General features: G+C 73.1%; 12 protein-coding genes. 3 read left to right on the forward strand and 9 right to left on the reverse strand.

What is annotated here, in order from left to right:
* Positions 1–259: 259 nt before the first annotated feature.
* The 4 genes from ACIHCL_RS23960 to rpmB all read right to left on the reverse strand — a co-directional run bounded on the left by ACIHCL_RS23960 (position 260) and on the right by rpmB (position 3,300).
* Positions 260–817 (reverse strand): methylated-DNA--[protein]-cysteine S-methyltransferase, encoded by a 558-nt coding sequence (locus tag ACIHCL_RS23960; RefSeq protein ID WP_399864607.1) that lies wholly within the window; start codon positions 815–817, stop codon positions 260–262.
* Positions 818–837: 20 nt separating this feature from the next.
* On the reverse strand, positions 838–2,313 hold the full coding sequence (locus ACIHCL_RS23965; RefSeq protein WP_399864609.1) for an AlkA N-terminal domain-containing protein: 1,476 nt from the start codon (positions 2,311–2,313) through the stop codon (positions 838–840).
* Positions 2,314–2,758: 445 nt separating this feature from the next.
* The gene (rpsN, locus tag ACIHCL_RS23970) at positions 2,759–3,064 is read right to left on the reverse strand and encodes a 30S ribosomal protein S14 (protein WP_399864610.1); all 306 of its coding nucleotides are present in this window, start codon (positions 3,062–3,064) and stop codon (positions 2,759–2,761) included.
* Positions 3,064–3,300, reverse strand: a complete 237-nt coding sequence (gene rpmB, locus ACIHCL_RS23975) for a 50S ribosomal protein L28 (RefSeq protein ID WP_399864612.1) — start codon at positions 3,298–3,300, stop codon at positions 3,064–3,066. The genes rpsN and rpmB overlap by 1 nt, the downstream gene beginning before the upstream one ends.
* Positions 3,301–3,365: 65 nt before the next feature.
* On the opposite strand from rpmB, the gene rpmG reads away from it, so the two are divergent.
* Genes rpmG through ACIHCL_RS23990 form a run of 3 tightly spaced genes read left to right on the forward strand, consistent with a single transcriptional unit; the run spans position 3,366 to position 4,985 of the window.
* Positions 3,366–3,530 (forward strand): 50S ribosomal protein L33, encoded by a 165-nt coding sequence (rpmG, locus tag ACIHCL_RS23980; RefSeq protein WP_399864613.1) that lies wholly within the window; start codon positions 3,366–3,368, stop codon positions 3,528–3,530.
* A 31-nt stretch (positions 3,531–3,561) separates the two neighbouring features.
* Positions 3,562–3,816 carry a type B 50S ribosomal protein L31 gene (locus ACIHCL_RS23985; RefSeq protein WP_399864614.1) on the forward strand — a complete coding sequence of 85 codons (255 nt, stop codon included), beginning with the start codon at positions 3,562–3,564 and terminating at the stop codon, positions 3,814–3,816.
* The gene (locus ACIHCL_RS23990; RefSeq protein WP_399864615.1) at positions 3,816–4,985 is read left to right on the forward strand and encodes a CobW family GTP-binding protein; all 1,170 of its coding nucleotides are present in this window, start codon (positions 3,816–3,818) and stop codon (positions 4,983–4,985) included. The genes ACIHCL_RS23985 and ACIHCL_RS23990 overlap by 1 nt, the downstream gene beginning before the upstream one ends.
* A 207-nt stretch (positions 4,986–5,192) precedes the next feature.
* Here ACIHCL_RS23990 and ACIHCL_RS23995 read toward each other — a convergent pair whose 3' ends face one another.
* The 5 genes from ACIHCL_RS23995 to ACIHCL_RS24015 form a co-directional block, all read right to left on the reverse strand.
* Entirely contained in the window at positions 5,193–5,735 is a 543-nt protein-coding gene (locus tag ACIHCL_RS23995; RefSeq protein WP_399864616.1) for an O-acetyl-ADP-ribose deacetylase, read from the reverse strand.
* 137 nt (positions 5,736–5,872) lie between these two features.
* The gene (locus ACIHCL_RS24000; protein ID WP_399864618.1) at positions 5,873–7,291 is read right to left on the reverse strand and encodes a phytoene desaturase family protein; all 1,419 of its coding nucleotides are present in this window, start codon (positions 7,289–7,291) and stop codon (positions 5,873–5,875) included.
* 396 nt (positions 7,292–7,687) lie between these two features.
* Positions 7,688–8,587, reverse strand: a complete 900-nt coding sequence (locus ACIHCL_RS24005; RefSeq protein ID WP_399864619.1) for an inositol monophosphatase family protein — start codon at positions 8,585–8,587, stop codon at positions 7,688–7,690.
* 220 nt (positions 8,588–8,807) lie between these two features.
* Entirely contained in the window at positions 8,808–9,191 is a 384-nt protein-coding gene (locus tag ACIHCL_RS24010; RefSeq protein WP_399864620.1) for a hypothetical protein, read from the reverse strand.
* Between the two features lie 121 nt (positions 9,192–9,312).
* Complete coding sequence (locus ACIHCL_RS24015) at positions 9,313–9,984, reverse strand: TetR family transcriptional regulator (protein ID WP_399864621.1); 672 nt, start codon at positions 9,982–9,984, stop codon at positions 9,313–9,315.
* Positions 9,985–10,209: the final 225 nt, after the last annotated feature.

The raw sequence follows: 10,209 nt of genomic DNA on the forward strand, positions 1-10,209 counted from the left end.
GCCCCCCCGGGGGGCGGGGCGGGAGCGCCCCCGGGGCGGCCCGAGCGGAATCGTTCCGGGGGGCGCGGCCCCGGGGCCCGTTCCCGGCATGGATCCGGCCCCCACCGGCGAGGCGCCGGGCCGGCCCGGCGCCAACCGGATCGTGCCCGGTCCGAGCCCGCCCCGCCCACCGACGCCCCGCCCCCGCCGATCCGCCCACCGTCGATCCGTCCGCCGGCACGGCGTCAGGGCCCGGACCGCGTCGGAGACCCGGGCCACGTCAGAACAGGGAGAGGTCCGGGGTGTCGCCCCGTCCGCCCTTCTCGAAGGCGAGCAACCGCTGCTTGCGGTCGAGTCCGCCGCCGTAGCCGGTGAGGCTGCCGGAGGCGCCGACGACACGGTGGCAGGGGACGATGATGCCCACCGGGTTCTTGCCGTTGGCCAGGCCCACCGCGCGGGAGGCGCCCGGCTTTCCGAGGCTGGTGGCCAGTTCGCCGTACGAACGCGTCTCGCCGTACGGGATCAGCTGGAGCTGCGCCCAGACGCTGCGCTGGAACGGGGTGCCGTCCAGGCACAACGGCAGGTCGAACTCGCGCAGTTCACCGGCGAAGTAGGCGTCGAGCTGGCGGACGGCCTCCGTGAAGGGGCGCGGGTCGGGCTCGCCGAAGGTCTCCTCGGGCGGGCGGTGGCGTTGCCCGATCATGTAGAGGCCCGACAGGACGCCGTCGGTGGCGACGAGCGTCAGCGGGCCGTAGGGGCTGTCGACGACGGTGTGCCGCCGGTGGCCGGTTGTCCGGAGCCGCCGGGGAGTCGCGGGTGCGGACGTCGAGGTCGTCATGGTGGATCGTCCCAACTGGTTCATACGGGCAGATGGTTGATGGGGTGGTCGTCGACGGTCCAGAGGTACTGGACCGCGTACGCCCGCCAGGGCCGCCAGGCCGCAGCGCGAGCGGTGAGGGCGGCGGGCGTGGACGGGAGGCCGAGTTCCGCGGCGGCTCGGCGGATGCCGAGGTCGGTGGGGAGGAAGGCGTCCGGGTCGCCGAGCGCACGCATCGCGACCACCTCGACGGTCCAGGGGCCGAAGCCGGGCAGGGCGGCCAGCTCGGTCCGTGCCTTCTCCCAGTCGCTGTCGGGACCGAGCCGGAGCGTCCCATCGGCGAGCGCGCCGACCAGTGTGGTGAGTGTGGTGCGGCGGCTGCGGGGCAGGGCGAGCCGTTCGGGGTCGAGCCCGGCGAGCGCGTCCGCGGCCGGGAAGAGATGGGTGAGGCCGCCGCCCTCCGGGTCGTCGACGGGTACACCGTGCGCGGTGACGAGGCGGGCGGCGTGGGTGCGTGCGGCGGCGGTCGAGACCTGCTGGCCGAGCACGGCCCGCACGGCGAACTCCGCGCCGTCGACGGTGCGCGGCACCCGTCGTCCCGGGCCCGCGTCGACCAGGGGGGCGAGCAGCGGGTCGGTGCGCAGCCGGTCGTCGACGGCCACCGGGTCGGCGTCCAGGTCGAGCAGCCAGCGGCAGCGGCTGATGGCGAGGGTGAGGTCACGGAGGTCGGTGAGGAAGAGCCGGCAGTCGACGTGGTGGGAGCGCGGAGTGAGGGTGACGCTGCCATGCCCGTACGGAAGGGCGAGCGTGCGGCGGTAGGCGCCGTCGCGCCATTCCTCGACACCGGGGACCGCGGTGGCGGCGAGGTGGCCGAAGAGGTTGGAGGGGTTGAGCGGCGTCCGGTGTGGCAGGCGCAGCGCGATCACGCCTGGAGCGGGCGTCGGTGCCGTGGACCGGGCGGCTCGGTTGCGCAGGTCGCCCGGAGCGAGCGCGAAGACCTCGCGCACGGTGTCGTTGAAGGTGCGGATGGAGGAGAACCCGGCGGCGAACGCGACCTCGGCCATGGGGAGCGTGGTGGTCTCGATGAGCAGGCGCGCGGTCTGGGCGCGTTGGGCGCGGGCCAGGGCGAGCGGTCCGGCGCCCAGCTCGGCGAGCAGCTGGCGCTCGATCTGCCGTGCGGAGTAGCCGAGTCTGGCGGCGAGGCCGGGGACGCCCTCGCGGTCGACGACGCCGTCCCGGATGAGGCGCATGGCACGGGCGACGGAGTCGGCGCGGGCGTTCCATTCCGGTGAGCCGGGACTGGTGTCCGGCCGACACCGCTTGCAGGCCCGGAATCCGGCCTGCTGGCAGGCGGCGGCGCTGGGGTAGAAGGTCATGTTCTCGACCTTGGGCGGCACGACGGGGCAGCTGGGGCGGCAGTAGATCCGGGTGGTGAGGACCGCCGTGAAGAACCAGCCGTCGAAGCGGGCGTCCTTCGACTGGACCGCCCGCACGCAGCGCTCGGTGTCGGTGTGCATGCCTCCAGCATGGGCCACCGGCTGCCCCCGGGCTGGCGAGAATCCGACATCGACCTCACGCTGCCAGCAACTCTCCACCGCCCGGTCTCCCCCTCTCCCCTCCCCGCCCCTCACTCTCAGCCCCGCCGCTCCCCTCTGTTCGCGTCCCATGCCGGCCCATCGGGCCGGGTCGTACCGACGACGGACGCCCGGCCCGTTCCGCCCCATGCCCCACGCAGCGGCACGGGGCACGGGGCACGGGGCACGGGGCGCGGGGCGCGGGGCGCGGGGCGCGGGCGATGCTCACGATGAGAGTGCCGGTCCCGGCACCCCGGCGCCACCGAGCAGGCTCCCCGCCGGGCCGCCCAGCGTGGTTCCGGTCGCGCCGGCCCGGTTCGGTGCGGCTCCGAAGGCGCGAGGCCCGGCCTCGCACCCCGGTGCTCACGGCTGGTGCCGGGACCCCCTCTCACCAGGAGGACTTGGTGACTCCCGGCAGCAGTCCGGCATGGGCCTGCTCGCGCACGCGCACCCGGGACAGCCCGAACTTCCGCAGATGCCCACGCGGCCGGCCGTCCACCGCGTCACGGTTCCGCACCCGGGTGGCGCTCGCGTCACGTGGCTGACGCCGGAGTTCGTCCGCCGCCGCGCGGCGTTCGGCGTCGGTGCTGGTCGGCCGCCGCAGGACCGCCTTCAGCTCGGCGCGGCGCGTGGCGTACCGCTCGACGACCGCCTTGCGCTTCTCGTTTCGCGCGATCTTGCTCTTCTTCGCCATCAGACCTTCTCCCCCCTGGCCCGGATACGGGCGACGGCCGCTTCGATGCCGATGGCATCGACGGTCCTGATCGCCCTCGCGCTGAGCGTCAGCCGGATGTTCCGCCCCTCGCTCGGCAGCCAGTACCGCTTGCGCTGGATGTTGGGATCGAAGCGCCGCGAGGTGCGCCGGTGCGAGTGGGAGATGTGGTTGCCGAAGCCCGGCCGGGCTCCGGACAGTTGGCAATGGGCGGACATGGCCCTCCTCGTCCCTGCGGCGAACCGCATGTTGGAAATGGAAATCATTGCCATATAGTAGCGGCATGGCTCGCAACGAACTGCGCCCCCTCGTCCGGCTCCGCTCCACCGCGGGGACCGGCCACACCTACGTCACCCGCAAGAACCGCCGCAACGACCCCGAGCGCCTGGTCCTGCGCAAGTACGACCCGGTCGTCCGCAAGCACGTCGACTTCCGCGAAGAACGCTGACCGCCCCCCTCCCGCCCCGAAGGACCCCGTCATGAAGCCAGGCATCCACCCCCCGTACGGCCCTGTCGTCTTCCGCGACAAGGCGGCAGGCTCGGCCTTCCTCACCCGTTCCACCGCGACCAGCGACAGGACGGTCGTGTGGGAGGACGGCAACACCTACCCCGTGGTCGACGTCGAGATCTCCTCCGCGAGCCACCCCTTCTACACAGGGACCGCCCGCGTGCTGGACACCGCCGGCCGCGTCGAACGGTTCGAGCGCCGGTACGGCCGACGCGAGGTGAACTGATGCGGAATGAACCCACGCGGCGAGGAGCGCGGCTGTCCGTCGTCATCGTCGGCGGTCTCCACGCCGACGCCCGCGGGGAGGTCGTGGAACGGCTGCTGCGTACCGTCCCCGGCAGTGTCGCCCTGCACCACGACCTGGCCGAGGCCGCTCACGGGTCGGTGCTGCGCATCGTGCGGGACGCCTCCGGCGTGCTCTCCCGCACAAAGACCCCGCTCGTCGACGACTGCGCCTGCTGCGCGCTGCGCGAGGACCTGGTTCCCGAGCTGCTACGGCTGGCGGACGGCGATCCGTCCGGGACCGCCGTCGTCGAGCTGTGGGACTCCGTCGAGCCCCGCACGATGGCCGAGGTCGTCTCCGCGCACGGTGGTGACGTGCTCGAACTCACCAACGTCATCACCGCCGTCGACCCCGCGCTCGTGCTGCCGTATCTCGGGAGCGGTGACGATCTGGCCGAGGCGGGACTCGCCGCGGCCGCACGCGACCGGCGGACCGTGGGCGACACCTGGGCACGTCAAGTGGAGTACGCGCCCGTGCTCGCCCTCGTCGCCAACGAGGCCGCCGACGACGCGGACCGCGCGCTCCTCTCCCAACTCAACCCGACGGCCCGTCATGTACCGGCCGACTCCGTGGAACTGGCGCGTCTGGTCCTCGACGGCTTCGACGTGGAGTCGGCCGGCGCCGCCCAGCACCCCGCCTGCGCGCTGCTGCCGCAGGAGGCGGACGAGGCCGGCGTCGCCACACTGGTCTGGCACCGCCACCGCCCGTTCCACCCCGAGCGGCTGTACGAGGCGCTGGAGGACCTGTGCTGCGCGGCGGCACGCAGCCGGGGCCGCTTCTGGCTCGCCGACCGGCCCGACACCCTTCTGGCCTGGGACGCGGCGGGCGGAGCGCTCTGCGTGGAGTCCGCCGGCCCATGGCTGGCGTCGTTGCCGGACGCCGCCTGGGACCTGGTGCCGCCGATGCGCAGGGCCGCGGCGGCGCTCGACTGGCACCCCGAGCACGGCGACCGCTGCCAGCACCTCGTCTTCACCTCACCGGCCCTGGACCGCGACGGAGTGGTCCGGCTACTTGACTCCTGCCTCCTCACGGACGCCGAGTACGCGGCGGGGCCCGAGGCGTGGAAGCGGCTTCCCGCCCCCTTCGACTCGTTCCTCGACCCCGTTTCCTGAACGCCGTCGCGTACGCGGCCGGACATGCCCGCGGACGTTCCGACAACGCGGCGAGGCGCCGCAGCCGGCGTCGCGCACCCGCCGGGGAGCACGGGACAGTCCTTACCCCACAGATGACCGCGCACCGCGTGGCCCGGCGGGCACGTCCCCGTTCCGCCGAAGCCACGCGGTGGCTGCCGCACCACGGCATGGGCGTGACGCACACGGTCAGCCGTGCGCCGCCAGAGCCTCCTCGAACGCGGCGTACGCGCGCGCGTCGAACAACACGAACCGCACCTCTTCGACCGGCGCGACGGCCTGCGCCAGGACCGTTCGGACGGCGATGCGCGCTCCGTCGTCCATGGGCCACCGGTAGACCCCCGTCGAGATGGCGGGAAACGCCACCGTCCGCGCCCCCAGTTCCGCCGCCGCGCGGAGTGATTCCCGATAGCAGGAGGCAAGGAGCTCCGACCGGTCCTCGGCCCCGCTCCACACCGGTCCCACGGTGTGCACCACCCACCGGGCATCCAGCCTCCCCGCGGTCGTGGCCACGGCCCGGCCGGTGGGCAGCCCCTTCCCGTACCGCGAAGCCCGCAACTCACGGCAGGCGGCCAGGATTTCGGGTCCGCCGCGCCGGTGGATCGCTCCGTCGACCCCACCTCCGCCGAGCAACGAGGAATTCGCCGCGTTGACGATGACGTCGACGGACTGCCGAGTGATGTCACCCCGCACCAGAGTGACGGTGACGGCCTGGGGTCCGGGTGTGCTCATACGGCCATGATGCCGCGTCTTCACCGGCACCGGCGGGCGACGCGAGCACGGGACACGGTCTCCATCCGCGCGGCGACGTCGCGAGCGGTGCGCCGAACGGGCGAGCCGCGCGAAGCGGCCGGCCCGTCGACGAACCCTCAGGACATCGCGCGCAGCCGCCTCCACACCGCCTTCGCCGCGTGGTGGCCGGACATGCCGTGCACACCCGGGCCGGGCGGGGTGGCCGAGGAGCACAGGAAGACCGCCGGATGCGCCGTCGCGTACGGGACCCGTGCGAGTTTGGGCCGGATCACCGTCTGGAGACCGGCGAACGCACCGCACGCGATGTCGCCGTCCACGTAGTTGGCGTTGCGCGCCGCGATCCGAGGCGGACCGGCCACCGCCCTGGCCAGCACCAGATCACGGAAACCGGGCGCGAAGCGCTCCAGTTGACGCTCGATCACCTCGGTCGCGTCGCCCTCCCAGCCGGCCGGGACATGACCGTACGCCCAGAAGACGTGCCGGCCCTCGGGCGCGCGGGAAGGGTCGATCAGACTGGGCTGCGCGGTGATCAGGAAAGGCACACTGGGGTCGAGGCCCGCCACCGCGGCGCTCAACGCGGCGTCGATCTCACCGGCGGTGGGACCGATATGGACCGTCCCGGCCCTGCGCGCCTCCGGCGCGGTCCACGGGACCGGCCCCGACAGGGCGTAATCGATCTTGAAGCAGGACGCGCCGTACCGATAGCCGCTGTAGGCGCGGCCCAGCCCCGCGATGCGGGCAAGGGCGGTGGGCGAGGTGTCGAAGACGTACGCACGGGCGGGCGGGAGTTCGTCGAGTCGCCTGACCTCCGTACCGGTGCGGATCGTGCCGCCCTGTTCGCGGACGTATGAGGCGAGGGCGTCGGAGATGGCCTGCGATCCGCCGCGCGGCACCGGCCAGCCCTTCTCGTGTGCGGCCACGGCGAAGAGCAGGGCGATTCCACCGGTGGCCACGCCGCTGACGGGCGCGATGGCATGGGCGGCGAGCCCGGCTAGCATCCCGCGCGCCTTCGCGCCCCGGAAGCGGCGGGAGAGCAGCGTCGCCGGCTGGAGCGCGTCGAGTCCGAAGCGCACCCAGCGGTACGGGTCGCGCGGCAGCCCGTCCCACGGGGCGCGCAGCATGTCCTCGGCGAGGGTGTCCCAGTGCCCGAGGAACGGGGCCACGAGTCTGCGGTACGCGCCCGCGTCCTGGGCGCCGAGCGACATGGCGCTCTCCCCCACCGATCCGGTGAGCACCGCCGCCGAGCCGTCCGGGAACGGGTGGGCCAGCGCCAGCTCCGGCTGGAGCCACTCCAGACCGTGCCGGGCGAGCGGCATGTCGGCGAACGCGGGGGAACCGATGCCCAGCGGATGAACGGCGGAACAGGGGTCGTGGCGGAAGCCCGGCAAGGTGAGTTCTTCCGTGCGGGCACCGCCGCCGACCGTCTCGGCCGCTTCGAAGACCTCCACGGCGAAACCGCGCCGGGCCAGTTCGGCCGCGGCAGTCAGTCCATTGGGTCCCGCCCCCACGACGACGGCATCGAGCATCGACGGCACCTTCGGACTCCTTCGTCAGCCGACGGCCAGCAACACCCAGGATATTGCGTGGCTCCGCCGGAGCGGGCGGGGGTGGGGTCCGCGCGATGGAGACGCCGAACTCTCCTGCTCAGCGGGGGCCGGCGGCACGGGCGGCCCCCATCTCGTGCCCGGATCGCGGCCATGGCCGCCCGACTCGTCCCACCGCCCGACTCGTCCCACCGCCCGGTCCGGGCGATCTCCCCGGACGGCAGCCGGGCCCGTGGTACGTCTCGCCCGGACTTCGCCGGGCATCCGGGCGCCTGCCGCCGCGGCGCACCCGCGCAGGTCTCAGGCCGGTGGCCGGGGACCTGGGCCGACGGTGGGCCCGGTCGCACGAAACCGCCGCCCGGCCGCGACGCACGGCACGGCGGGCGGTCAGGCTCCTTCGCGCAGCGCGCGCAGGACACGGTCGACGGTCGCTCCGTCACGGCCCGCGGTGAAGGGCAGGTCGTTGCCTCCCGCGATACGGAACGGAGCCCCGGAGAGCGTGGCCTGGGCACCGCCCGCCTCGGCGACGAGCAGCAGACCGGCCGCGTGGTCCCAGGCGTACTCCCAGGTGAAAGCGACCGCGTCGAGCGCGCCGCGTGCGACGGCGAGGTATTCGAGGCCGGCCGAGCCGCAGGGGCGGGCGTCGATGCCGTCCGTGCGCAGGCCCAGCAGGGACCGCTTCTGCGCGTCGGTGGTGTAGTCGGGATGCGAGGTGGCCACCTGGAGAAGGGGGCCGGGCACGGTCGCGGCGGAGCGCATCGGCTCGCCGTTCAACGTGGCGCCCCGGCCGCGGACGGCGACGGCCATCTCGTCGAGGGCCGGGGCGTAGGTCCAGGAGGCGAGGAGCTTCCCACGGTGGGCGAGCGCGACCAGGGTGCAGAATCCCGGTTCGCCGCGTACGAACTGGCGGGTGCCGTCGACCGGGTCGACGATCCACACCGGCGCGTCGTCGCTCAGCGCGTCGTACACCGCCGGATCGGCATGGACCGCCTCTTCCCCGACCACCACCGAGCCGGGCAGGAGCTGGGACAGCGAGGCGGTGAGATGTTCCTCGGCCAGGCGGTCGGCGACGGTGACCAGGTCGTGCGGGCCGTTCTTCTCGACGATCTCGTGCGCGGCGAGCTGCCGGTGGCGGGGCATGATCTCGGCGGCGGCAGCCGCGCGCACCGCCTCCTCGACGTCGGCCGGCCGGACGGCGGGTCCGGTGCCGTCGGCGCGCCCGGCAATTCCGGAGGTTTCGGAGATTCCCGCGGTTTTGGTGATTCCGACGAGAAGTTCATCAGTCATGCCCCCACCCAATCACGGCCCCCGGGGAAGTCGATGAACCGATCATGGCGGGAAGGTGGCTGCTCGGTGTCCGGAGAACCCCACCCACGTGACGTCGGACACACAGAACCGGACACACAGCACTGGACGCACAGCGCCCGGCACACGGCACACGGCACACGGCACACGGCACACGGCACACGGCACCGAACGCACAACGCCGGCACTCGGAGCCGGGCGCTCAGAGCCAGTCGTCGTTCCTCGGCGGCTCGCAGAGCTCGAAGACCACTTCACCGGCGTCCGGATCGCCCCCGGCCAGCGGGCGCACCTGCGCACCGACCGCCACCAGGTGCGGCGCCGCTCCCACGACACGGCAACGGAACACGAAACCCTCGGGAAGCCGCACGAGCGACTCGTTGCGTGCCGCCTCCGTGTAGCGATGCACGACGTCGGACCTCACCACGACGCCCACGCCGGCGCTGTGTTCGCGCTTCAGATCGCTCGACGCGCACACCGGGCACAGCAGCCTCCGGAACGAGGCCGTGCCGCACCAACTGCAGCGGTGGTAGGGCAGGCCGGCTTCTTCACGCTCCGCCTGCACGGTGTCATGCAACGACTGGGACACGGTCGACCCCCTGTGCTCGGCTCCGATGCGCCGTACGTGCCGCTGGTCGGCGCGTCCGCACCATAGGGCACTCAGTGCCGAATCGTAAAGGCACTCAGTGCCAAAACGGCGACTTCCGGCGTCATTCCTGGCCGATGACGGACTCGATCTGCTGGACCACACGCCACATCGGCGCGTTCCGCGCGGCGACCATCACCACCACGTCCCCGTCGGCCGAGGGCGCCGACCCGCCTGCGGCCTCCGCGCTCCCCCAGACCCTCCGCACAAGCCCGAGGGCGTGGTCCACCGCGGACTCCGCGTCCCCCTCGCCGCCCGAACGCAGCCAGGTGCGCAGCCCGTTGTTGTGTGCCGCGACCACGGAGGCCGCGATCACCTCGGCGCGGAGCGCACCGTCCGGCGCGCCGCCGTAGCGGCCGCGCAGATAGCCGGCGAGCGTCTGCTCGTACCGGCGCACCACGGACAGCTCATAGGTCCGCAGCCCCGGCACCTCTCGGGTGAGCCGGTAGCGCTGGACGGAGAACTCGGGGTTGGCGGCGTACATGCGCAGCACGAGCCGGGCCGCGTCGCACACCGCGTCGACCGGGTCCGCGTCGCCCACCGCCGCGAGGAACGCGGTCATGTCGGCGAGGCACCGCTCGTGGTCCGGGAAGACCGCGTCCTCCTTGGAGGGGAAGTACCGGAAGAACGACCGGCGCCCGACCCCGGCCCGGGCCACGATGTCGTCCACCGTGGTCTGCTCGAAGCCCCGCTCAAGGAAGAGCTGGAAGGCCGCCTCCGCGAGCACCTCCCGCATCGGGGCCTTCTTCGCCGGTCTGCGTGCGTCAGTCATGCGGGGAACGTAGCACCGAAAACCCCATTTTGGCACCGCGTTCCTTTACAGAGGGTACTGAGTGCCATATCGTCGTTTCCACGAACCGCACACCCAGGTAGGAGAGCCGGCGTGAGCTTGAGGATCGTTGTCTGTGTGAAGTATGTGCCGGATGCGACGGGTGACCGGCGTTTCTCGGATGACTTGACG

The sequence above is a fragment of the Streptomyces sp. NPDC052042 genome (genome assembly GCF_044548345.1).
Lineage (GTDB): Bacteria > Actinomycetota > Actinomycetes > Streptomycetales > Streptomycetaceae > Streptomyces.

Bases quoted from the DNA above. Each gene is read 5' to 3' on its own strand.
- ACIHCL_RS23960 (WP_399864607.1), bottom strand. From the start codon at position 817: ATGACGACCTCGACGTCCGCACCCGCGACTCCCCGGCGGCTCCGGACA.
- ACIHCL_RS23965 (WP_399864609.1), bottom strand. From the start codon at position 2,313: ATGCACACCGACACCGAGCGCTGCGTGCGGGCGGTCCAGTCGAAGGAC.
- rpsN (WP_399864610.1), bottom strand. From the start codon at position 3,064: ATGGCGAAGAAGAGCAAGATCGCGCGAAACGAGAAGCGCAAGGCGGTC.
- rpmB (WP_399864612.1), bottom strand. From the start codon at position 3,300: ATGTCCGCCCATTGCCAACTGTCCGGAGCCCGGCCGGGCTTCGGCAAC.
- rpmG (WP_399864613.1), top strand. From the start codon at position 3,366: ATGGCTCGCAACGAACTGCGCCCCCTCGTCCGGCTCCGCTCCACCGCG.
- ACIHCL_RS23985 (WP_399864614.1), top strand. From the start codon at position 3,562: ATGAAGCCAGGCATCCACCCCCCGTACGGCCCTGTCGTCTTCCGCGAC.
- ACIHCL_RS23990 (WP_399864615.1), top strand. From the start codon at position 3,816: ATGCGGAATGAACCCACGCGGCGAGGAGCGCGGCTGTCCGTCGTCATC.
- ACIHCL_RS23995 (WP_399864616.1), bottom strand. From the start codon at position 5,735: ATGAGCACACCCGGACCCCAGGCCGTCACCGTCACTCTGGTGCGGGGT.
- ACIHCL_RS24005 (WP_399864619.1), bottom strand. From the start codon at position 8,587: ATGACTGATGAACTTCTCGTCGGAATCACCAAAACCGCGGGAATCTCC.
- ACIHCL_RS24015 (WP_399864621.1), bottom strand. From the start codon at position 9,984: ATGCGGGAGGTGCTCGCGGAGGCGGCCTTCCAGCTCTTCCTTGAGCGG.